15 protein-coding genes are annotated in these 24264 nt (G+C 64.9%); 13 read left to right on the forward strand and 2 right to left on the reverse strand.

The annotated features are described in order from the left end of the window. Positions 1 to 17: 17 nt before the first annotated feature. Genes PK98_RS16910 through PK98_RS15445 form a run of 3 tightly spaced genes read left to right on the forward strand, consistent with a single transcriptional unit; the run spans position 18 to position 8573 of the window. The gene (locus PK98_RS16910) at positions 18 to 365 is read left to right on the forward strand and encodes a hypothetical protein (RefSeq protein ID WP_152608769.1); all 348 of its coding nucleotides are present in this window, start codon (positions 18 to 20) and stop codon (positions 363 to 365) included. Between the two features lies 1 nt (position 366). After that, the gene (locus PK98_RS15440; RefSeq protein ID WP_039097957.1) at positions 367 to 2439 is read left to right on the forward strand and encodes a 3'-5' exonuclease; all 2073 of its coding nucleotides are present in this window, start codon (positions 367 to 369) and stop codon (positions 2437 to 2439) included. Positions 2440 to 2450: 11 nt separating this feature from the next. After that, on the forward strand, positions 2451 to 8573 hold the full coding sequence (locus PK98_RS15445; protein WP_152608770.1) for a DUF4011 domain-containing protein: 6123 nt from the start codon (positions 2451 to 2453) through the stop codon (positions 8571 to 8573). Positions 8574 to 8586: 13 nt separating this feature from the next. Here the strand turns inward: PK98_RS15445 and PK98_RS15450 are convergent, their stop codons facing one another. Further along, positions 8587 to 9621, reverse strand: coding sequence for a tyrosine-type recombinase/integrase (locus PK98_RS15450; protein WP_052208939.1), 1035 nt, complete (start codon positions 9619 to 9621; stop codon positions 8587 to 8589). A gap of 581 nt (positions 9622 to 10202) precedes the next feature. On the opposite strand from PK98_RS15450, the gene PK98_RS15455 reads away from it, so the two are divergent. From PK98_RS15455 to PK98_RS15465, 3 genes are all read left to right on the forward strand, one after another. Beyond that, complete coding sequence (locus PK98_RS15455) at positions 10203 to 11099, forward strand: Gfo/Idh/MocA family oxidoreductase (protein ID WP_052208941.1); 897 nt, start codon at positions 10203 to 10205, stop codon at positions 11097 to 11099. A gap of 409 nt (positions 11100 to 11508) precedes the next feature. Then, positions 11509 to 12465, forward strand: a complete 957-nt coding sequence (locus tag PK98_RS15460; protein WP_081996322.1) for an alpha/beta hydrolase — start codon at positions 11509 to 11511, stop codon at positions 12463 to 12465. Positions 12466 to 12799: 334 nt separating this feature from the next. Then, the gene (locus tag PK98_RS15465; RefSeq protein WP_039097959.1) at positions 12800 to 13126 is read left to right on the forward strand and encodes a hypothetical protein; all 327 of its coding nucleotides are present in this window, start codon (positions 12800 to 12802) and stop codon (positions 13124 to 13126) included. 7 nt (positions 13127 to 13133) lie between these two features. On the opposite strand, the gene PK98_RS15470 is transcribed toward PK98_RS15465, so the two are convergent. After that, a complete protein-coding gene (locus tag PK98_RS15470) occupies positions 13134 to 13808 on the reverse strand; it encodes a Crp/Fnr family transcriptional regulator (protein ID WP_052208943.1) in 675 nt (224 codons plus the stop codon). A gap of 404 nt (positions 13809 to 14212) precedes the next feature. Here PK98_RS15470 and PK98_RS15475 point away from each other — a divergent pair, with 404 nt between their 5' ends. The 7 genes from PK98_RS15475 to PK98_RS15510 all read left to right on the forward strand — a co-directional run bounded on the left by PK98_RS15475 (position 14213) and on the right by PK98_RS15510 (position 24254). Continuing rightward, complete coding sequence (locus PK98_RS15475; protein ID WP_152608771.1) at positions 14213 to 15211, forward strand: PAS domain-containing protein; 999 nt, start codon at positions 14213 to 14215, stop codon at positions 15209 to 15211. 168 nt (positions 15212 to 15379) lie between these two features. Next, a complete protein-coding gene (locus PK98_RS16160) occupies positions 15380 to 16939 on the forward strand; it encodes a beta strand repeat-containing protein (RefSeq protein WP_152608772.1) in 1560 nt (519 codons plus the stop codon). Between the two features lie 58 nt (positions 16940 to 16997). After that, positions 16998 to 17384: a hypothetical protein gene (locus PK98_RS15490; protein ID WP_052208946.1), complete on the forward strand. Its 387-nt coding sequence runs from the start codon at positions 16998 to 17000 to the stop codon at positions 17382 to 17384. Continuing rightward, positions 17381 to 18088 (forward strand): C39 family peptidase, encoded by a 708-nt coding sequence (locus tag PK98_RS15495; protein ID WP_081996323.1) that lies wholly within the window; start codon positions 17381 to 17383, stop codon positions 18086 to 18088. The genes PK98_RS15490 and PK98_RS15495 overlap by 4 nt, the downstream gene beginning before the upstream one ends. Continuing rightward, the gene (locus PK98_RS15500; RefSeq protein WP_039097961.1) at positions 18085 to 18780 is read left to right on the forward strand and encodes a hypothetical protein; all 696 of its coding nucleotides are present in this window, start codon (positions 18085 to 18087) and stop codon (positions 18778 to 18780) included. Before PK98_RS15495 ends, PK98_RS15500 begins: the two co-directional genes overlap by 4 nt. 22 nt (positions 18781 to 18802) lie before the next feature. Continuing rightward, entirely contained in the window at positions 18803 to 20113 is a 1311-nt protein-coding gene (locus PK98_RS15505; RefSeq protein ID WP_152608773.1) for a transporter, read from the forward strand. Positions 20114 to 21632: 1519 nt separating this feature from the next. Then, positions 21633 to 24254, forward strand: a complete 2622-nt coding sequence (locus PK98_RS15510; RefSeq protein WP_235425558.1) for a glycoside hydrolase family 2 TIM barrel-domain containing protein — start codon at positions 21633 to 21635, stop codon at positions 24252 to 24254. Positions 24255 to 24264: the final 10 nt, after the last annotated feature.

Below are 24264 nucleotides of genomic sequence, written 5' to 3' on the forward strand. Positions count from 1 at the left end.
ACAACGGGGGCTCGACGATGATCGGTCCGGGCTCCTCCTGGTTCTCGAAGCCAACCGCAAAAGGAAAGGGTAAGCCGAATCTGGCGCAAGAAGGGTCAGAGAAAAAGAAGAAGCGGAAAGCGCGGCCTCTCTTGGCAGCTAGTTCGTCTATTATCACGAGTGCGGAGGAGGCAAGAAAGCGTGGGCTCACAAGGCAGGAATGGCTTGTTAAGGCTGGTAAGCGACTTGCCGACGTTGAAGCAGAAATCCGTCATACAGAGGCCAAGCTGATCAAGTTGCGGAAGCTTCTGGCGGAAATACAGGAAGAGGGCGCCCGTGCTGCGAGAAAGCAAAGTACAGCCACTCCTCACGTGAAGGCCGAGTAGAATGACCCTCCTCCTCGCCTCCACCTTCAACGATGCGCTGACGCGGCTGAGCGGTGCCGAGCAGAAGCAGGCGAAGCTGACCGCCTTCGACCTGCAGCTGGACCCCGCCGGCAACGGCCTGCAGATGCACCGCATCGACAGCGCGCCCGGCTTCTGGTCGGCGCGGGTCAGCCAGGATATCCGCATCATCCTGCACAAGGATGGCGGCACCACTACGCTCGCTTGGGTCGACCACCATGACGACGCCTATGCCTGGGCGGAGCGGCGGCGGATCGTGCGGCATGAGCGGACCGGGGCGATGCAGATCGTCCAGCTGGTGGAGCGGGTGGAGGAAACGCCGGTTGTTGACGCGCAGCCGGCTCCGGCATTCCGGGCGCCGGCCGCATCCAAGCCGGTGCCGCAGCCCTTCTGGGCGCTGACGGACGACCAGCTGCTGGACGTCGGCGTGCCGCGCGACTGGTTGCAAGTCGTGCGCGAGATGGGGGAGGATGCGCTCGACGTGCTGTTCGAGCGGCTGCCGGCCGAGGCGGCGGAGGCGCTGTACGATTTCGCCACCGGCGGGCGGCTGGAGGATCATGTCGCGCAGGCCATCGCGCCCGGCGCCGATCCCTTCGCGCATCCCGATGCGCAGCGCCGGTTCCGCGTGCTGGACAATCTGGAAGAGCTGCAGGCCGCGCTGGACGCGCCGTTCGACACCTGGACCGTGTTCCTGCACCCGGCGCAGCGCGAGCTGGTGGAGAGGGCGGTGACCGGGCCGACCCGCGTGACCGGTTCGGCCGGCACCGGCAAGACCATCGTGGGGCTGCACCGGGCCGTGCGCCTAGCGCGGGGCGACGCGATGGCGCGCGTGCTGCTGACCACCTTCAGCAAGCCGCTGGCCGATGCGCTGGAGCGCAAGCTGGCGATCCTGACCGAGGCCGAGTCCGCTCTGCGCGAGCGGATCATTGTACGCCCGCTGGATGGCGCGGCGGTGGAGCTCTACACCTCGCTGCACGGGCAGCCGAACCGGGCCACGCCGTCGCAGATCCGCGCGATGATCGAGGAGGCGAAGAAGGCCGGGCTGGGCGGAACGCTGTCGGCCGCCTTCCTGTGCGAGGAGTGGGAGGAGCTGGTCGATGCCTGGGGCGTGGCCGATGCGGACGCCTATGCCACCATCCCGCGGATCGGCCGACGCACGCGGCTCGGGCCGTTGCAGCGGGAAGCGGCGTGGGGCGTGTTCGCCTTCGTGCTGCGGCGGCTGGCAGAGCGGCGGCTGGTCACCTGGTCGATGATCTATGCCGCACTGACCCGCTGGCTGGAGGGTGGCGGCGCGATGCCCTTCGATCATGTGGTGGTGGACGAGGCGCAGGACCTGACCGTGGCGCAGGTCCGCTTCCTGGCGGCGGCCGGGCAGGGGCGCAGCGATGCGCTGTTCCTGGCCGGCGATATCGGCCAGCGGATCTTCCGCCTGCCGTTCAGCTGGGCGAAGCTGGGGCTGGACGTGCGCGGGCGCAGCCATTCGCTCAAGGTGAATTATCGCACCAGCCACCAGATCAGGGTGGTGGCGGACCGGCTGCTGCCGCCGGCGATCACCGATATGGACGGGGTGGAGGAAGGGCGGCGTGGAACCGTCTCGGTCTTCGATGGCCCCGTGCCGGAAATCGTACTGGCGGCGGACGAGACGGAGGAGCGCGCGGCGATCGCCGGCTGGCTGCGACGGTGCGCCGCCGACGGGATCGCGGCGGAGGAGACCGGCCTGCTGGTGCGCGGCGACGGGCAGCTGGCCCGGGCGCGCGCGGCGGCGAAGGCGGCCGGGCTGGACCCGCGCGACGATGCCGGCGTGGTGATCACCTCCATGCACGGGGCCAAGGGGCTGGAGTTCCGCGCCGTGGCGGTGATCGCCTGTGACGAGGACGTGCTGCCCGATCCTACGCGACTGTCCGCCATCGGCGACATCGCCGAGATGGAAGCTGCGTATGAAACTGAGCGTCACCTGCTCTACGTCGCCTGCACCCGCGCGCGTGACCGGTTGCTGGTGAGCGGCGTGGTGCCCGGCAGCGAGTTCCTGGACGATTTGGGGGAGGCGCGGGGTTGAAGCGGCCGCTGATGCAGAAGACTGCCGACGAACTCGCGCAGATGCTGGAAGAGCATGCCGGCAACAGGGCGCAATGCGCGCTGATCCTGGCGGAACTGAAGACCCGCCGCTCGCCCAAGGCACGTGCACTGGCCGAGCAGGCAATACCGAGTCCGGCATCGATCGATTTGGCGGACAAGACCGAGGTGCTGTTCCCCGGCAAATATGCGCGTGTGCATGATGAGGCAGTACAGCTCGGCATTGCCACGAAGCGTGGGTGGAAATGGCACGATGCGATGTTCCAGGTTGCCGGCAAGGCACGCCGAAGCAGGAACGTTCATGACGCAATCTGGCGCATCGTATACGCGGCGGGAAGCGAGGGGATGACCGGCGAGGCGTTGGCGACAGCGCTGCGTCACGACCAGGCGGGAAATATCCGGAGCGAGTATTGCCGCGGTTTGCCGCCGATCGGCTGGGCAGAAGGCTGGATCGACACCGCCATCGACCAGCGTATCCTGAAGCAGATCCGGACCAGTGCAGTGCCTTCGGCATCATCGAGCGGTGAGGCGGTCCGGCGTGATCTGCCAACCCGCCAGATCGCAGAAGTTAGAACAGAGGAAGAAAACTTGCCGGATCAGCCGATCGACGAAGCTGCGCGCGAACAGACCTATGACGATGTGGCGGCGTTGCGGGCCAAGCTGATCGATCTCACGCGACGCAATCCGCTGATCTCCTTCAAACATAGCGGCCGGTCCGCTACCATGCTGCGCATCGTGGACGAGCGGCCGGACCTGCTGTTCGCCGCGATCGAAGGGAAGCAGGGGCTGGGCTTCGAGCCGCTGCCCGGTGAGGACACCGTGCCGGCGGACGAGCAGACCCCAGAATTCGGTTTCGCGCTGGAGAAGGCGCGGCTGATCGACGAGGTGTATCTGAATGCCGTCGAGCCGCTGGGGGACGAGGAAGGCGATGCCGAGGCGCAGGAGGCGGCCGAGCGGGCGTTGCGCGGCCGGATCCGCGCTCGGCTGAACCTGCCGGCACTGGATTACGGCAAGGGGCTGGACGTGGCCGCGCTGGCACGGGCGCATGGGTTCGATACGTCCTACGACCTGAAGGACAGCGAAGCGCCGCTGGCCAGCCACCATCAGGACGATCGCGCCCGCGTGCTGCTGACGGCCAAGCAGCTGGACAAGCAGCTGAAGTCGATCTGGGAACGCTATCGCTCCCACGCGCGCGAAACCGGGCTGCACACGCTGTTCCTGGCTCTGGGCTTCGTGCAATGGCCCGACGAGCAGAGCAGCGACACCCAGCACCATGCTCCGGCGCTGCTGCTGGCGGTGGAGCTGGAGCGCAAGGTGGTGCGCAGCCGGTACGAATATGCGTTGCGCACACATGAAGAAGGGCTGCAGGTAAACATCGCGCTGGCGGAGAAGATGCGCCGGCACTGGGGCCTGGAGATGCCCTCCTTGCGCGAGGGCGAGACGCCGGAATCGTTCTTCGTGCGGCTGGCCGGGGTGATTGCCGAAGGGCAGCGGCTGAAGCTGCGCCGCTTCGCCACGCTGAGCGTGCTGCCGTTCCCGCAGATGGTGCTGTGGAAGGATCTGGATCCCGCCAGCTGGCAGGAGAATGCCTTTGCCGATCACTCGCTGCTGCCCGGCCTGCTGGGTGCGGCGCCGATGGACGGCTCGCCTTCCCCGTCCGAGCCGTATGACATCGATGCCGCGGAGTGGGCCGACAAGGCCCCGGCCCTCGTGCGCCCGGCGGATGCGTCACAGCACAGCGCGCTGATCGAGGTCAGCGCAGGCGCCAACCTTGCGGTCGAAGGGCCGCCCGGCACCGGCAAGTCCGAGACGATCACGAACATGATCGCCAGCGCGGTGAGCGAAGGCAGGACGGTGCTGTTCGTGGCGGAGAAGCAGGCGGCGCTGCGGGTCGTTGCCGACCGCCTGAAGGCGACGGGGCTCGGCCCGCTGGTGCTGGAACTGCATGGCGATACGGCGAAGCGCGACACGTTCTACGATGCGCTTCGCGAGCGGCTGGATGCGCGGGTGCGGGACAATGCCGTGCAGCTGGGCATCCGGCGGCGTGATCTGGCCGCCCGGCGGGACCAGCTGCGGCACTATCTCCACCTGCTCGACACCGCGGTCGGCGCGCTGGGACGTTCCGCTTATGACCTCCTGTGGCAAGAGATCGGGCTGGGCCAACGGCTGCGCAACCATGCCCGGCACAGTCTCGCCAGGCTGATACCGATCGACGCGCCGGAGACTGTCGACCAGACCGTCCTCGCTACCACCCGGTCCAGGCTGGAGGTCTACGCCCAGGCGGTAGCAGCGCTCGACGATGGACGGAGCGAACGCACGGCGTGGATCGCGGCGCCGGCATTGCCGGTGTTCGACCAGCGCCCGCAGCTGGAAGCAGCGCGCGCGGTGGCGGCGGCGGCGCGGGAAGTGGCGACGGAGCAGGTGCCGCTGGCCGCCATGCAGGGGCTGGTGCTGCCCACGTGGCACGGCGATCCGGCAGCGGCGCTGGAACAGCTGGCACGGCTCGAGCGGTTCGACGAGACGGACGAAGCTGTAATTGCGGCCGTCCTGCGCGACCCGGATACCGCGCGGACCCTGCTGGCCCGGCAGGGGCGCTGGCGCCAGCTGGACCACCGGTTGCGGCAGGATGTCGCCGAACCGATCGGGACCGATCGCACCGGTCTGGTGGAACTGGCAGCGGCGCTGACCGAGTTCGGCGTCACCACCGGTGCCACGTCGCCGCCCGGGCTGGCCACCGCCGGCGACGTGTTCGGACAGCTCGCGAGCTGCCAGTCCGCTTGCCAGGCGGAGGCAACCACCCGGGAGAAGCGCGCGCAGCTGTCCACCCGCATGCGCCTGTCGCCCGACCTGTCCGTCGCCACCTGCGCCGCCATATGCGACACACTGGTGGCGCTTGGCGAGGAGGACGAACGCGCGCCGTTGCTGCAGACCACTGCCCTGGCCGAACCGCTTGCGGGATTGATCGTCGAGGAGGAAAGCGCCCGCGCCGGAGCGATCCGGCAGGAACAGGCCGCCTTGCAGCAGCAGCTGCACGACGGCGCCGCGGAAGAGGAACCGACGGAGCTGGTCCGCCTGGCCGATATCCTGGAGGATAGCGGCGTCTTCGCGCGACTGTTCGGCGGCGAGTTCGGCCGTGCGCGCAAGCGGGCCGCCCGCCTGCTGCGCGACAGTGCCGATCGCGAGGCGGCCGCGCGCACGCTGCGCGAGGTGGCGCGCAACCGGCGGGCCGGCGACAGCTTCGCCGCCGATAGCCGGGCACAGGCGCTGTTCCCGGAGGTGCTGTGGAAGGGCGCGGCGTCCGACTTTGCCGGGCTGACGCGCATGCGCGATGTGCTGGACCGCTCCCGGCAGGCACTTGCGGGTGCGGGCCAGCCCAGACTGTTCGATCGCTGGCTGGCCGGCACGCCCGAGCAGCGCGCGAGGGTCCGGCATCTGGCGGACGAGGCGGGCGCCTATTTCCGGACTTGTACCGAGGCCGGGCTGGGTGCCGTCCGCGCGGGCGATCTGGCCGCCCATCTGGGTCGGCAGCGTGAACGGCTGGACCGGCTCGCCCGGGCATTGCGCGCCATCGGTGCACTGGACGATGCCCTGCTGCTGCGAGACAACGAGACCCTGCCCGAGCGGCTGCAGGCGCTGCACGGTCTTGCGGCGGAGTTCGACGCCATCCGCAATCACCCGGCATTCGGGTGGACCGGTCCGGTCGACCAGCCGCTGGATGCGCTATCGCGCGCGCTGGCGCAGGCGGACGCACTGTGCGCTGCGGCCGACCCGCTCGGCATTGTGCCGGCCCTGCGCGCGTCGGACGCCCCGGTGGCGCTGATGGAAGCCACCGTGCAAGCGGCTCCGCCCTACATGGCTGCGGTCCGCCGGTGGCGCGATACGGCCGCGACCTTTACGGACAGTGCCGGGGTCGCGCCGCGGGAGCTTGGCATCGACCGGGCGGCCGACGGTGTGACGCAATGGAACACGGTTGCTGCCTTTCTGGAAGCTATGGCCACGGATGAGGCGGGCGCGCGCGCCGCGGCCGACCTGTTCCGCTACCGCGCGGACCTGGATGCGACCGGCCTGCAGGATCTTGGCCGTGCCGCGCTGGCAGGGCAGGTCGAACCCACGGACCTGCCCGATCTCTACGAACTGGCGCTGGTCGTGGCGCTGTTGCAGGGCTGGCTGAAGCAGGACGGCGCGGCCCTGGCGCGCGCCGGCGGGCTGAACCTGGCGGCGGCGCGCGAAAGTTCCGTGCAGATCGATGTCGAGCTGCACCGGCTGGAGGCCGACGCAATCCTGGCCCGCAGGCTTGCGGACGAGGCGCCGTGGGGCAAGGATCATGGCGCAGCCAGCAGCTACACCGGCAAGGCGTTGCTGGATTACCAGCTCGGTCTGCGTCGGCCCAGCATGGCACTGCGTGATGTGGTGCACCGGGCGGGTGAGGCGCTGCAGGTGCTGAAGCCGGTATGGATGATGTCGCCATCCAGCGCGGCGCAGTTCATCCGGCCCGGCAGCCTGGCCTTCGACCTGCTGGTGATCGACGAGGCATCGCAGATGCGGCCGGAATTCGCGGTCAGCGCCCTGCTGCGGGCGGGCCAGGCGGTGGTGGTGGGTGATGCCAACCAGCTGCCGCCCAGCGACCATTTCCAGGCGGCGGCCGCTGCCGAAGACGACGCGCCGGACAGCGGCGTGTCGCCCGACACCGAGTCCATCCTGGACCTCGCCAACCAGCGGTTCCGCCGCAAGCGGCGCCTGAAATGGCATTACCGGTCGCAGCACGAAAGCCTGATCCAGTTCTCCAATCGCGAATTCTACGATTCCGATTTGGTGGTGTTTCCCAGTCCGATGGGCATGGATGATGACCTGCTGGGCGTGCGCTGCACCTATGTGCCTGCCCTGCACGCGGATACGCTGTACGAGGCGTCGATCAACCAGCGCGAGGCGCAGGCAGTGATCGAGGAGGCGTTCCGCCTGATGCGCGCCTATCCGCAGCATTCCATCGGCATCGCGGCGATGAACGCCAAGCAGACGCAACTGATCGAGGCCGAGTTCGAGCGGCTGATCCTGGAGCAGCCCGACATTCGCCGCTTCGTGGACCAGTATGAGGGCACGATCGACGAGTTCTTCATCAAGAACCTCGAGAACGTGCAGGGGGACGAGCGCGACACGATCCTCATCTCCACCGTCTATGGCCCCGACCGCAACGGGGTGGTGAAGCAGAACTTCGGTCTGATGAACCGCGAAGTGGGCTGGCGCCGCCTGAACGTGCTGGTGACGCGGGCCAAGATGTCGACCCGCGTGTTCACATCCCTGCGGCCGAACGACGTGAAGGTGACGCCCACCTCCAGCCGCGGGGTGCGCGCGTTCAATGCCTATCTGACCTACATCCACAACGCCGCCGCCGCGGACGATGCGACAGGTGGCGAGGCGGAAAGTCCGTTCGAGAGCTTCGTAGCGGAGCAGCTGCGCGATGCGGGGTTCGAGGTAATTCCGCAGGTCGGGGTCGAGGGCTTCCGGATCGACCTGGGGATCAGGCATGCCGATTACCCCATCGGCTTCCTGGCGGGTATCGAGTGCGACGGTGCCCCGTACCATTCGGGTCAGACCGTGCGCGACCGGGACCGGATCCGGCAGCTGCAATTGCAGAACCTGGGCTGGCGGATTTACCGCGTTTGGTCGGTCGACTGGTACGCCGATCCCGGGCGGGAAACCGCTCGAATGGTCAAGTGGCTGCACGATCATCTGGCGCGGCTGACGCCCGAACGGGCGGGCGGCGATCCTGTGAGCGCATCACCGGTGGAGGCAGAGCGGTCCGTGGCTGATCTTGCGCCCGCTGCCGATGGCGCTGACCTGCCGGAGGGGCCGGTCGGCCAGCCGATGCGCCCGCTGGACGGAATAGAGTGGTTCGAGGAGGAGAAGGGCCGATTCTACACGATCTGGTCAGATGGCGAACATGTCGGTGACGTGACTGTCCTGTCCCGCTCGCAGGCGGCTGCACGGATCTATGACGGGCAGATCTACGCGCCGAAGCCGGAATATGAAGGCCGGATCCGGCGCAGCGGCGAACGGTTCAAGACGCACGACATCTATGCTGCCGTGCGGGGTGTCGCCAAGGGAGCCGCTGCCGCCTGAGGGGACTAGGGGCTTACAGGAACCCCTCCCCCGCATGCTCCCGGAAGCGTTCATGATCGCGGACATATTCGGCCACCATCTCCAGCGAGGCATGACGGCTGTGTTCCTTCATCTTGAACAGATTGGCGTTCTGCCGACCGGCTTCGGTCAGGAAGCCGGCACGCAGAGAATGGCCGGAGAACAGTTCGGGCGGGTAGCCCGCCGCCACCGCCGCCGCCTTTACCACCACCGCCACACCCTGGGCGCTCATGGCGACGCTGGTCAGGCGACCTTGGGGGGTCAGCTTGCGGAACACCGGTCCGTCGCTGATCCCGGCTTCCGCCAGCCAGGCGCGATAATGGCGCACCGGCTCCAGCCGGCTGCCGTTCGGGATGGCAACGGTCTGCCCATGCCCGTCCTGATCGGTCTTGCTGGAAGGAATGCGCACCAGCAGGCCGCGCGCATCCTCCTGCACATGCGCCACATTGATGCCGACCAGCTCGGAGCGGCGGAAGGCACCGGCCATGCCGATCGCCAGCAGCGCGCGGTCGCGATGGGCGCGCAAGGTCTGGCCGGCGATTGCGCGCAGCATGTCGCGCAGGATGTCGCCGTCGGCAGGGCGCTTCTTGGCCGGCTGCTGCCCACGCTTGTCCCGGCGGATGGCGCGCATGGTACGTTCCAGCCGCGCGGTATCGGGCTGCGATGATGGGGGCTCCAGCCCGGCAGCGCGATGGGCGAAGGTGATCGCGGCCAGGCGCCGGCCGATCGTCGCGCGGCTGAGCGGTCTGGCGGGCCGGCGATTGTCATCTTCATCGCGCGGGGCATAGCCGGTTTCCGCCAGCAGGGTCAGGAAGGCGGCGGTGATCGCCGGTGTCGCCGGCAAGGCGCGGTAGCCGTGTTCGTCGCACCAGGCGCAGAACAGCTGCCAGTCGGAGCGGTAGGCGCGCAAGGTGGCGTCGGCCGAGGCGCGGCCGAGATAACGATCGACCCGCTCGCGATCGTTCGGCGCCAGTTCGGGCAAGCTGCCCTGCAGCGGTGCGGCGTCCGGAATGGCTGGCAGATCGCTCATGGTGACACTCTATACACAGGCGATCTGACAGCAAAGCCTTTCTAGCAGGAATCAGGGTTATCGCTAGAAAGAATGGTGGCCGCTTCCGATACGCTGATCGCAGCCGGCTGGCGCCTTCGTCTCGGCGATAAGCCGCAAGGGACCCCATTCCGGACGTTCAGCGCTGCTGGGTCGCACCTCACAACCGGACATTCGTTAAGGCGCTACATTATGGCTCGGCTGAAAGCGTTTGCGGACCGACTACGCGGGCGCGGCCTCTTGGCCAGATCGTGAATTGTCCCCTCCTAGCGGAGCGGCGCCAGGCCGGTGCTCTACCGCGTGTCGGTATCGACCCGCCCCTCAATCTGCTGTTGAGGCGGTAGCGCCGGCGCTATCACCAGCATCCGCGCCGCAACCCGCACCGTCTCCGGCGCGGCTGAAAACGTGCCCTAGGAGAGCATTCGTATGCCGCCGATCCACTGGACGCGATTGCTTTCACCCAACACATAAAGCTGCCCAGCGCGGCCGAAGGTGGTGAAGGTGGTTGCCCGATCGCTGTACATGAATGGCATGCACGCTAACTCTCAACCTATGGTGACGCAGTGACGCAAACAGATGACATCGGCGTTGGACTGATCGGCTACGGGCTAGGCGGCCAAGCCTGTCACGCTCCGTACATCCGCTCGACCGCGGGAATGTCGCTGCAGGCAGTGGTCTCTCGCGACGCGGCCAAAATTCCCGCGGATATGCCTGATACCCTAGTGGTTCCCAGCATCGACGCGCTGCTGTCGGAGCCAGGCATCGGTTTGGTGGTGATCAGCAGCCCTGACGACCTCCACGCAGAGCATGCTTTGGCTGCACTGCGCGCGGGAAAGCACGTTTTGATCGACAAGCCGTTCGCGACAACGCTGACCGATGCCCAAAAAGTCGCGACTGAAGCTGAAGCTCAGGGGCGCCTTCTCACCATCTTTCATAACCGGCGCTGGGATGCCGACTTCCTGACCTTGCGGCGACTGCTACGGGAGGGCACGCTAGGCGATATCGTTCAGTTCGAAAGCCACTTCGATCGCTGGCGCCCAGTGCCCGCCGCAACGTGGAAGGAGTCCCGCGAAGCCGGATCATGGCAGGACCTCGGGCCTGACCTGGTTGACCAGGCACTACAACTGTTCGGCATGCCAGCCGGCATCAGCGCGGACATTGTGACGTTGCGTGAAGGGGCTTCTGCTCCACACTGTTTTCATGTCACGCTGCGCTACCCCCGCATTCGTGTTCTTCTGCACTCAAGCAAGCTCGTGGCGGAACACGGCCTGCGGTTTGCAGTCCGCGGAACGCGCGGCAAATGGGCCAAGTACGGCACTGATCCGCAAGAGGCAGCGACGGTCGCCGGCAAGTTGCCGCAGGGCGATTGGGGACACGATCCGGTGTCCGGCATGTTCACGGATGCAAACGGTGTCGCCAGTGAGATCGCCAACGAACGAAGTGACTATCGGTTGTTTTAGACGGCCCTTGTCTCGGCCGTGCGCGGCCAAGGTCAGAACCCGGTCCTGCCATCTGAAGCCTTAGCTGTAATGGAGATACTGGACGCTGGCCTGCAAGACGCCGGGCCGAAGGGTGATTAAGCCAGCGCTTGGATTAGAAGCAAGATCGAAGGCGTTGAATAGCCAAGACCGTGATCGGGCAGGATCGCGGGATGTGGATCGTCTGACACCCGTGCAGCGCTTCGATTGTTGAATGCGCGACCAAGACGGAGCTTCATATGCATCAGATTACCCGCAGCACCGAAAATCCCTCCTCCTCCTCATTCACGACGTGGGTAGTAGCTAGCGTGCCTGGCGGCCAAATTCTGGACGATCTGGTGATTGAACGATCAGTCAAACAGGCTACGGCGATTATCCTGCAGGCGACGCGATGAAGCGGGTCAAGGAGTGCATGACGCCCCTCATCGTGCGCCTGGGCCTTGCCGCCCTGCTCGGGTCGCTCACCGCGGCCTGCTCGCCACTGACCACCTTCAATCGCCTGGTACCCAAGGATCGTGGCGGCGTTCTTGTTGCCAAGGACCTCGCTTACGGCTCCGGCCCGCGCGAGCGATTGGACGTCTACGCCCCGCGCGGTGGTTGCGACCAGCCACGACCGGTAGTGGTGTTCTTCTATGGCGGCAGCTGGAACAGCGGGACGCGCGCGGGATATGCCTTCGTAGGGCGCGCCCTCGCCGCCCAAGGCTTTGTGACAGTGGTGCCGGATTACCGACTGGTCCCCGAAGTTCAATATCCAGCCTTCGTCGAGGACGGCGCGGCGGCTGTGCGTTGGGCAACCGCACACGCCAAGGATTATTGCGGCAACGGCAGGTCGGTCGTGCTGATGGGACATTCGGCAGGTGCCTACATTGCCGCGATGCTGGCGGTGGATCCTCGCTGGCTGGACCAAACCCGAACGGAGATAAAAGGGTTCGTCGGGCTCGCCGGCCCCTACGACTTCGTGCCCTTCGACGTGGACGCAAGCCGTGCCGCCTTCGGCCAGGCGGCCGACCCGGCAGAGACGCAGCCGGTGACCTGGGCTGACGCTGGCGATCCGCCGGCGCTGCTGCTCCACGGCACGGACGATACCGTCGTGCGTCCTCGCAACAGCGAGGCGCTGGCCGCGAGGTTGCGCGCGGGCGGCGTGCCCGTAGACCAACGCGCTTACCCCAAGCTGAGCCATGTCGGCATCCTGCTCGCGCTCGCCCGACCGTTTCGCGGCCGCGCACCGGTGCTGGATGATGTTTCCGAGTTCATCCGTCGGAGCGTGGACCAGACCGAAACCGGCGTGTCCGAAGACCTTCATGGCGGAATGCAGCGTGCCTCAAAGAGCAGTGATCGTGCTCCCTGACGAATGTCAATTCGTTAAGAGTTGAAAGGACCGCCGGTCAAAGACCCCATTTTAGACGCGGAACGATAGTTTGCCGCGTCACCAAGCCAGCCATCCATTATTCACGAGTTCGCGATCATTCTTCGGGAACAAGCAGCACGGCGACCTTCAGAGCCGGACCGCGGATGTAAAAGGAAACGGCATGATACGGAACGACAATGGCAATGGGCGCATCCTCAATGGGTGCGGCTTGTTGATTACCGTGAGCAGAGTGCTCCGATCGCTTTGGTGATGTGCTTCCGGAACTTGGCAGGAAAATTGCGGTTCTCCTTGTAACCAAAAAGGAGAGACTGCGATGATCGCCGGTTCTGCTCTTGCCGTTTTTGTCTCGCTTGTGCTTCCGCAGGCAGATCTCGCCAAGGAACATTTGCCCGCGACCCCTTCCAGGGTTGCCACCTTCGATGCCGAGCTGCCCGTTGCACGCGACGTACTGGCGCATTCCCATGGCAGGGGAGGTCTGGATCCGACAACGGCAATGTCCCGGCGAATGGTCGATGAGCGGGCTGGCGCCGACTTCCAGACCTTCAGCGCGACCTCCAAGACGCAGATGGATGTATGGTGGGGAACGACGGGGGCGAGCCTGATTGCCTCATCCGTGCGCTCGGCCGACCTTCCATCCTGAACCCGGATCAGGCAGGCAGCCAGCCTGGCGTGGACTGGCGCCACGGCGACAAGGCGGCCAGCGCGAGCAGCCGGTCAAGATCAAGAATGCGCAACTCGCTGCGTGTCAGCTGAATGATCCCGTCTCTCCGCATATCCTGCACAACATTATTGAGGTGGACAGTGGTGACGCCGATCAGGTCGGCCATGTCGCGTTGCGTCAGGGGCAGTTCGAACGCGTTGTCCCAGCCATCATCGAACTGGCCCATGCGTTCGTTCAGGCGCACGAACAGGCCGGCGAGGCGCGTCTTTGCGAGCGCCTGTCCCATCAGCGCGATCCGTTCCATGGCCAGCATCCGCTCTTCCTGAGCAATAAGGAACAGGGTGGCGGCGAGCCGCGGATGCTCCTCGAACAGGCGGGTCACACCGGAAAGCGGGATCGAACGCACCGTCACCGGACCGAGCGCGACGACATCGTCGATCGGCTCAGCCAGGGACAAGGCGGGCAAGCCCAAAACGTCCCCCGGCAGGTTCACGCTAACGAGCTGTCGTGTGCCGTCCTGCAGCACGATGGTGCTCGCAGCCCACCCCTTCACCAACAGATCGAGCGTGCTGACAGGCTCGCCCACGGCGCGGATCGTCGCGCCCTTGGCCAGGGTGCGGGTCGGCCCGGCCAGCTCCTCCAGCACCGCGATGTCCTTCATCCCGACCGGACCGAACGGCAGAAATCTCGATAGCGCCCGCAACTTCTCGATCGGCGGCGAGCCAATATCACCTCTCAAATCATCTCTCCCGACCTGCTTTATCTTATGTCGGTGCCATCCGAACCAGTGCCCTACACTTGCTCCCGTCTTGACCGATAAAACAGGTCTGCATCATTCAAGTACTTGATTCCAAGCGTATCCATGCTCCGCTAAGTCTCATTTAGAGACAGGTCAGAACCTGTTCGTGATAAGAATGCCTTGCGTCAGGCATCCGACATACCTGTCGCGAACGTAACTGACACGTGGAGAGAGCGTGCATGAACCCGGGTTCTGGCCTGCAACGCGTCGGAATGCGTCAACCGGACGACCGATCGGCCCCGTGCGAACGGGAGGATGAGTCCTGCATGGCGGGGATGCTGGCGGCCGTGCGTTCGGAACTCGGTGCGGATGGTCTGCAGGTCATCTGGTACAACGCCCCGGGCGATGGGGTGGTGCTGTTCGCCGCCGGGATCGAGCATGCCGACCTATCCGATTGGGTCGGCATGAGCGACCTTGCCATCAAGCTGGCCGAGTTTCCTGCCACAGGGTCCCGGGTTCGGGAGGGCGCCTGTCCGCGCGGTTGCCTGATGACGCTCGCCATCCCGTTGTCGGAAGGCATAGTGACGGTGACCGGCATGTTCCTCCGTGCCAATGAAGCAGCGCGACGCGCCAGCACCCAGACCTTGCTGCGCTTGGAGTCGTTCCTGCGCCCGTTCCTGGAATTGTGGGCCGTCACCCGCGCCAGTTCCGCGCATCATGCCGGCCTGGCTGCGGCGATCGACCATTGTGATGTCGCCACGCTGATCCTTGATCGTCGGGGCGGGGTCATCTTTGCCAACAGTGCTTGCGAAGCGATGCTGAGAAGCAAGGACGGCATTGCCGTGCGCGGCGGCAAGCTGTGCGGATCCACGCTGTCGGACACGCTGCGCGTGCAGGCGGCGATAGAGCATGTGCTGGGGTCGCCGGATGCCGGACAGGCTCGCCCCATAGTGGCGATGCGGCGTGCTAAGCGTCGTCCGCTGATGGCGACCATCATGCCCGCATTCACGGCTGAGGACGAGATCCGGGCCGAGGTGGTTGTCGCCTATCTGTTCGACCCGGAGCAGGACCTCACGGTCCTGGTGGAGCCTGCGTGCAGATATTACGGTCTTTCAACCAGCGAGACGCGCCTGACCTGTCGTCTGGCTGCCGGCGACTCGCTGGCGGAGGCTGCCGTGTCGTTGGGTGTGCGCGAGCAGACGGCGCGATCGTGTCTGAAGCAGATCTTTCTGAAGACCGAAACGAACCGTCAGGCGGAGCTTGTATCCTTGATGGTAAAGAGCGCTGTTCGTGTGACGGGCGTCGGCAAAGTACAGGTATTTTAATAAGCTGAAACAGCGTTACCCCCAAATGAGGGGTGTAAAGGCCGCTGGTTTGCGGGGCATGTTCCGGGTAAGACTTGGTTAATTATTACGGCTGTGCCGAAAAGTGGCGCCGTCCTGCACCTGTTCAACAAGGGGCAAGCGGGGCGACAAACCGATGGGAGATCCGAGATGAAACTGCATCTGCTTTCCACCTGCTCCGCCGCAGCGCTGCTATTCGCCCTTCCCGCAATGGCGCAGGACGCCAACGGCGACAGCAATGCCGGTGGCAGTGCCGCGAACAATGGCTCGTCCTCGATGAGTGACGCATCCAACCAGGGCAATGACTACTCGACCAGCGATGCCTCGAACCAAGGCAACGATTACTCGACGAGCGATGCGTCCAATCAGGGTAACGACTACTCGACCAGCGATGCTTCGAACCAGGGCAATGACTCTTCGACCACGACGAGCGACGCCTCCAATCAGGGCAACGACTCTTCGACCACAACGACCGACGCTTCGAACCAGGGCAACGACTACTCGACGAGCGACGCGTCCAACCAGGGTAACGACTACTCGACCAGCGACGCCTCCAATCAGGGTAACGACTCTTCGACCACAACGACCGACGCTTCGAACCAGGGCAACGACTACTCGACGAGCGACGCGTCCAACCAGGGTAACGACTACTCGACCAGCGATGCCTCCAATCAAGGTAACGACTATTCGACAAGTGATGCTTCCAACCAGGGCAATGATTACTCGACCACAATGACCGACTCGAACGATGACAATTCGACGGTCGCAGACTCCGGCAATGACAGTTCCACCTCGGCGACCGGCGGGCTGGTGGCGGCCAATGGCGGCAGCACGGTGACGGACAACAGTGACAATTCCACGCAGACGATCGACGTCGCCCTGACGGACAGCGCCAACAACTCCTCCACCAACGACAGCAACAACGACAACTCGACCGATAGCGCAGCCAATGGCGGCCGCTTCGCCGCCAATGGTGGCAGCACGGTGACCGACAACAGCGACAATTCCATGAGCTGGGCGGATTCGAACAACGACAATTCGGATAATAGCGACAATTCCGACCGCTCCACTGCCGTCGCGGATTCGTACAACGACAACAGCGACAACAGCGATAATTCCGATAACTCGGTCAGCCTGGCTGACTCGCAGAACGACAACTCGGACCGTTCGACGAACCTCGCCGATTCCCAGAACGACAATTCGGACAGGTCAACGAACCTCGCCGACTCGCAGAATGACAATTCGGACAATTCGACGAACCTCGCCGACTCCCAGAACGACAACTCCGATAATTCGGTGAGCCTGGCCGACTCGCAGAACGACAATTCGGACAATTCGACGAACCTCGCCGACTCCCAGAATGACAATTCCGACAATTCGGTACGGGTGGCCGACAGCTACAACCAGGACAACTCGGTGATGTCCGCCAGCTCGGCCAGCAGCAGCAATGGTGGTGCGAGCAACAGCAACATGTTTGGCGATGGCGCGCTGGTCGCCTCGGCGACGCTGTCCAGCTACGTCACTGGCGTCAGCGTGACCTTCGAAGGCTCGCGTGACACCGGCGCGGGGACGGACAACTCGCTGTCGAACACCGGCGGCTCGTTCCAGAACTTCGCCGGCATGCAGGCGCTGAACCAGAACACCGGCGTCGGCGCATCGCAGAGCGCGAGTGTCAGCGTGGCCGCTTCGGTTGGTGACGTGACCTTCTGATACTTGCCTGGCCGGCGCGGCAATGCTGCGCCGGCCTTTTTCTCACGGGAGAGTGTTCATGCAACAGCCTCTGACAATCGGCCTGTGCGCGTTGATCCTGACGGCGGCAACGCCATTGACAGGCGCCGCGCGCGAAGCTGCACCGACGCTTCCGGATGTCGCAACCTCCGCCGCGGCTCCGCCCTTCGCATCGGAACGGCTGGCCGACAGCAGCTTGGGACAGGTCGCCGGGCGGGAGGATGTAGGCCAGGTTTCGCGTGCCGAGCAGGTCGCCGGCGTGTCGCGCAACACGGTCGGCGACAATGTCACCACCGGCGAGGCTCGGATCGATGGCAATGCCTTCCAGAACATGTCCGGCCTGTCGATTCTGAGCGTTAACACCGGCAACAATGTCGCGATGAATGCGGCGATGAACGTCAACGTCTCGATCCAGCAGGGCCCATGATCCGCGGTGCCGCAATCATGATCCTGCCGTTGCTGGCCCTGGCCGGCTGCGCCAGCGAAGTCCGCGATCGATCGCGCTTTGTCGTCTCCGGATCACCGGTAGGCGACTTCGTGCTGCCGGTGACGTCCGTGGAGACGCAGCGCTTCACGGGCGTGATCCGGCAGCGCTTCGATTTCAGCTGCGGTTCGGCCGCGCTGGCGACACTGCTGCGCTATCACTACGATTTCGACGTGGAGGAGGAGCGTGCGTTTCGCGGCATGTGGGCGCGCGGCGACCGTGAGCAGATCCGGCGGGTCGGCTTCTCCCTGCTGGACATGAAAAGATGGCTGGCCTCGCGCGGTATCGATGCCGACGGCTATCAGGTGACACTGGACCAGATCGCCGACACGGCCATCCCCGGCATCGCCCTGATCGCGGTCAAGAATTACCGGCACTTCGTTGTCGTGAAAGGGGTGCGGGAGCAGGAGGTGCTGCTTGGCGATCCCTCGCTCGGCATCACGGTGATGTCGCGCACGGATTTCGCACGCGCCTGGAACGGCATTTACTTCGTACTTGCGAGCGACCAGCCGCTGGCCCGGACCCGCTTTAACCAGAACACTCAATGGAGCGCCTTTGCGCGTGCGCCGATGGGCGGCCGCTTCTCCGACCCGGTCAGCCAGCAGGCGCTGATGCTAACGGCCCCATTCTACGGAGACATCTCATGATCGTCGCGCTTCTGCTGAGCCAGGCGGCCATCGCCGCGGCGCCGACCTTCACGCTGCCCGAACTGCCCGATGCCGTGCTGGCGGAGCAGCGGGGCGGTGTGCGGCTGCCCAGTGGCATCGACCTGGCGCTCACCGTCAACACGCAGACGGCGGTCAATGGCAATGTGGTGCTGCAGACGGTGTTCTCGATCGTGGACGGCGCCCCCACGGTAACGGTGCTGACGCCGGAGGATGGCCGCACCGTCGCTGCGCCGGTCGCTGGCGCCGGAACAGCGACGGTGGGCGGCGCCGCCCCGGTCGTGACCTATGATCGGCAGCACGGCTTGCAGGTCACAGGCGCCAATAGCGCGATCCCAGTGCAGTTCGGCAAGGGCACCGCCGCATCCTCCGCGCCGCTCCAGGGCCTGCAGGCGATCGATCCAACGCGTCCCGTGCGGACCGATGCCGGCACCGTGTCGCAGACCGGCGAGACGGCGGTGCGCTCGGTCGACCTTGTGGCGCCCGATCTCACTATCTCGCATCTGGTCGGCAATGCGTTCGGATCGGCCATTGCCAACGCCCGCAACGATGCCACGATCGACACGCAGACCACCTTGTCGATCGACCTGCGCAATGCCGGGCCGGACGTGCTCGGTTCGGCCATGCTGCGGGTCGAGGGGGTCGCGCTCGATGCGCTCGGATCTCGGATGTAGGCGTCAGAAGACAGGAGAGTTGATGCGTTACAGGGTACTGACCGGGGCTTGCCTGGCCGCGTTGACGATGACGGTTCCGGCGCATGCACAGGATGTTGCGGCCGATGCGGAACTGCGCCAGCAATTGCTCGGCGCAATCGAGCGGCTGGAGCAGCAGCAGCAGCAGCTCGACCGCCAGGCTGCCGAACTGGCGGAGCTGCGCAGCCGCATGGAAGGCCAGCCCACCATCACCGGCCCCACACCGGCCCCGCCGGTCGTAGCCGCGCAGGGCGGCGCGCCGGGTGCGCCCGGCGATCCGGCGGGAATCCAACAGGCGCCCATCCCGCTGGAACGGGTGGGCCAGGCGCCGGAGGATTTCGACCGCTCCATCGAGCTTGCGGTGCTGGACAGCCAGGGCAGCGTGGTCACCCGAAGGGGGCAGCTCACGGGCGAGATCCAGGCCGACTACGCCCGGGCCGACCGCAGCCGCGCCGTCTTTCGCGGTATTGAGCTGGTCGAAGCCGTTCTGGTCGGCGTGTTCGACATCAACGAGAATCGGCAGGACGTGCTGACGGCCTCCACTGCCCTACGCTACGGCCTCACCGACCGGCTGGAGATCGGCGCGCGCCTGCCCTTCGTCTACCGCTCCGACACGTCGATCGTCGCGCCCGTTGCCGGCAGCACGAACAATGACATGGCCGCGACCATCGACAGTTCGGTCAAGGGCGCGAATATCGGCGACCTGGAACTGACCGCGCGGTACCAGCTGCTGGATGGGCGCAACGGGCGGCCGTACATCATCGGCAACGTGCAAGGCGTGTTCCCGACCGGAACCGATCCGTTCGCCATCCCGCGTGACGAGTTCGGGCGGTCGCTGCGGGCATCGACCGGCGCCGGTTTCTACGGCATCTCCCCCAGTTTCACGGCCATACTGCCGACCGATCCGGTCGTCCTGTTCGGCACGCTGGGCTACACGTTCAATCTGGGCAAGAACGTGAACACGCGTATTCCGCCGGTCAACATCACCTATGTCGATCCCGGCGACGCAATCTCGGCCTCGGCCGGAATCGGGATCTCGTTCAACCAGCGGACCACGCTCAACCTGGGATACGCGCATAGCTGGGCCTTTGGTACGCTCACCCGCACCTCCCTGATGGAGCCGACACCCGAATGGTCGGACATGCGCGAGACGACTTCGCGCGACCTGCAGATCGGCCGACTCTTGTTCGGCGTGACCTATCGCGTGAGCGACCGCGCGAGCCTCAACTGGTCGGTGGAGCTTGGTGCGACCGAAGATGCAACCGACCTGCGCACGGTGTTGCGTGTTCCAATCGTGCTGCTGACCGGCAGCTAGGTACGGCACATGACTCGGCGACTTCTCGCCTTGGACAATCCGCTCGAAGATGTGACGATGTTTTGTTGAACCCCGCCTTGCGTCCGCTATGTGGCATGACCGGCAAGACCGCTTCTTGATAGTGCGACCCCAAAGTGGCCACTGAGCGAAGCTTCGTCGCTTCCCGATAACCGCCATTCGTTCAAGTGACTGGGCTACCGCTTTTGGTGCGGCTGATCGGTTGCCAGAATTCGTGGGGTGGTTATCGAACATACTGCCAACCGTCGGCTCCGAACAAGAACGTGATGGCGATCGCCGCAAAGCCATAGGCAAGAAGAACGGAATAGAGGGCAATCCAGAGTCCAAGAGATCGGCTTGCTGATCCTTATCGGCTGATCGACGAATATGGCGACCGTAGACAAATAGAGCTGCATACAGTATTGCTAGTACGGCGATGATGTAATCTCCTTCATCTGCAACTGCCATGATCGGGAGCGTAACAAGCGCAGAGATCGCTACGTAAGAACGGGCGCCATAGACTCCCGATACGATGGTCCGTGTCTCGACGGCATTACGCCTAAGCTGCTGCTGAGAGGGGCTTTGCTGCTCGTTAATCGGGACAGGATGCATCACGCCACGTATGTCCACAACGGGGCGCGAGCTGCCCGGCAGCTTCGCGGCGGCGGCGACACCATTCGGTATATTCACAGCACCCTTCTCGCGTCCGCAATCCGGCCGCTCGTTCATCTCGGTTTGTGCGGCAGCTTCCCCCCGAAGTTCTCATCGAGGTGACGGGCGGGTAGTCGCGCGTGGTAGCCACGCTCGATCCGTTCACTTTGTTGCCATGATGATCAAGGCCTGCGCCCCCCTATTCGGAGGTTGCCCGTGACAACTATGCCGAAGGATGGCGCAGCAAGGCCCCGGCCTGATCGAGCTTCTCGTCCCGAGGACGCGGCAACAGGAAGGCAGGGCCCGCGCGGTTCTGCCTTTCTGCATTTCGCCGCAACCGCGCTTGGCAAGCTGGCCCGTTCTCGCTTCGCTTGCGTTGTGAGCGGCCCGCATCTGCCGGCCCGCCAATAACACACGACAGTTCAAACATGGCCATTCGCGTCCGCACTGCCGCCATCTGCTGACCGAAATCGCGAAAAGAGCCATATACGCCCACCCTAATCAGGGCGTTTCGTCCCGGCCAACAACTTTCGACTTAGGGAAGCAATAAACGAGTAATCGCACAATGTAGCGGAGTTACCTCTTCGCCGTGTCACCAGCAGCGTGGCCTAATGCTCAATGATTATCGTCAGAATGACAAAGAGCGCTCAGAACATAAGATGGCAAGGTGAAGTTTACAGCCAAGCTATCGAGAAAACTGATAGCGAAGTATTTACCCCTTCCATAGAGCTAGGCTGATCATGGGTTCTATGGCGGCTAGGTACTTGGCGCATTTTTTCCTAACCTATTTTACAGCTGGTAAGGCCAATCTCTCCCGGTTAGGGCGGAGGAAAGGAGATCTTGGATGAAGGTACGGTTAGGAGCCATCTTGTTGGCGGCGCTGCTGGCGACACCTGCGAGCGCACAGGCGGATCGTCAGGTTGTACCGCTGGCTGATGGCTGGGAGTTCAGCCGTGAAGAGGGTGTGCCGGACGCCGCCACAACCCTTCAATGGCAACAGGTGGCCGTGCCACACACCTGGAACCAAGTCGGCTACTACCTTCCCGATCCAGAAAGCCACATCAACCGGGAGGAAAGTGTCGACAAGTACCAAGGGACTGGCTGGTATCGTCTGACGTTCACGCCAGACTCGACGTTCGAGAATCGGCATGCGTGGCTGCAGTTCGATGCGGCGAGCCGCACTGCGGAGGTCTGGCTAAATGGTCAGCGACTAGGCGAGCATCGCGGTGGCTTCTCCCGGTTCCGCCTTGATGCGACAGCCGCGTTGCGGCCGGGGCAGCCTAACACACTGCTGGTAAAGGTCGACAACACGCAGCCCGAGGTCGGAACATCGACCGCCGACATCCTGCCGCTGGCGGGCGACTTCTTCGTGCATGGCGGGCTGTACCGCCCGGTCAGCCTGATCGGCACCTCTGCCGTCCATGTCGACATGCTCGATGCCGGTGGCAGCGGCATCCTGGCCACGACACGCGAAGTCACCGGCGGCACTGCGCAGGTCGACGTTCGCGTGCGCGCCCGTAACGATGGATCACGGGCCCGGAACGCCAACGTCGTTGCGCGTCTCGTCGATGCGGGCGGCCGGACCGTTGCCACCGCACAGCAACGGATCAGGCTGCCGGCCGATGGCGCGGGCGAAGTCACGCAGACACTGGCGGTGGAAGACGCGCATCTGTGGGACGGCATGGCCGATCCCTACCTGCATCAGCTGGTCGTCGAAGTAGCGTCGACATCGGGAGAGGTGCTCGACAGGGTCGCGCAGCCGTTCGGCATCCGGACGATGCAGGCCGATCCCGTCTCCGGTTTCCTCCTCAACGGCAAACCGCTGCGGCTGCACGGCGTCGGCTACCATCAGGACCGTGAAGGCAAGGGCTGGGCCGTCACGCCCGCCGACATCGAGCAGGATTTCGAGATCATGCGCGAGATGGGCGTCAACACCATCCGCCTGACGCATTATCAGCACGGTCAGGTCATCCACGATCTGGCCGACCGCCATGGCATGATCCTGTGGGACGAGATCCCGCTCGTGTCGCGGTGGACGCTGGGAACAGATGCCGTCGCCACACCCGAACTGCTCGCGAATGCGCGCCAGCAATTGCGCGAACTGATCCTGCAGAACGCGAACCATCCATCGGTATTCACCTGGGGCATCGCCAACGAGGTCGATTTCGGCAAGTCGATCCCCGCCTTCATCTCCACCGCCAAGGACATGCCGGCGCCCGATCCGCTCCCGCTGCTACGCAACCTGAACGAACTGGCCAAGGCGGAGGACCCGTCGCGGGCAACGTCCCTGGCGACGTGTTGCGAGGGGCGGCTGGGCGTGACGGCCGAGGTACCGACCACTGCGGTCGCTGCGGACCTCGGCGGCGCCAACCGCTATTTCGGGTGGTACTATGGCGAGCCCGGGGACCTGTCGGGGCATCTTGACCAGATGCATGCATTGCGGCCCGACCAGCCGCTCTCGGTCACCGAATATGGCGCAGGTGGCGCCACCACGATCCACACGGACAATCCGCTGGGCGGACGGGTGGACCAGCGTGGCCGCAACCAGCCCGAAGAGTACGAGAGCTACATCCATGAACGCGCCTGGGAGACGCTGGCATCCAAGCCTTATCTTTGGGCGACGTGGCTGTGGAACTCGTTCGACTTCGCCACCACGGTCCGGCGGGAAGGCGACGCGATCGACATCAACACCAAGGGCCTGGTGACGTATGACCGGCAGATCCGCAAGGATGCCTACTACTTCTACAAGGCCAACTGGAACAGCGCGCCGACGGTGCACATCAACGGACGGCGCTACACCGATCGCGCCTATCCCGCTGCTGATGTCCGCGTCTATTCGAACGCGCCGACTACGGAACTGAGCGTCAACGGCCGCGTCGTGGGCGCGATGTCCGGATGCCCGCAGATGATCTGCGTCTGGCCGAAGGTGACGCTGGCGGCCGGGACCAACCGGATCGTTGCACGTGGCCTGTTCCCAGACGGCGCGCAGGAGGACACGGTCGAATGGCAGCTGGCGCCGGATGCGGTGCGCGCGATCCGGATCGACAGCGGCGCGCTCGTCGCGCCGGAGGTCACCGGCAAGCGCTACGGTTCGGACGACTTCTTCGAAGGCGGCAAGCCTGGCGAGGTCAACGCCTATTCGGGTTATGGCCCCCGGCCGGAGATGAAGGTCGTAACCGGCACCAGCGAAGGCGCCGTCGTGGAGACGTATCGCGAAGGGCAATTTGCCTACAAGGTGCCGCTGCCGAACGGACGGTACACCGTCGACCTGACCTTCGTTGAACCATCGTCGGGCGCCGGAGAGCGACAGTTCGACGTGACCGCTAACGGCGCGCGCGTCATCGCCGCACTGGATGTGGCAGATGTGGCAGGCGGTCCGCTCAAGGCGATTACCCGCAGCGTGCCGGTTGGGGTGACGAACGGAGTACTGGAATTGGCATTCGTGCCGGTCCGGGGCGATGCGATCGTTTCAGGGATCGAGATCACGCAATGATCGGGCAAGG

The organism is Croceibacterium mercuriale (assembly GCF_000802385.1).
In the GTDB taxonomy this organism is placed as follows: Bacteria; Pseudomonadota; Alphaproteobacteria; order Sphingomonadales; family Sphingomonadaceae; genus Croceibacterium; species Croceibacterium mercuriale.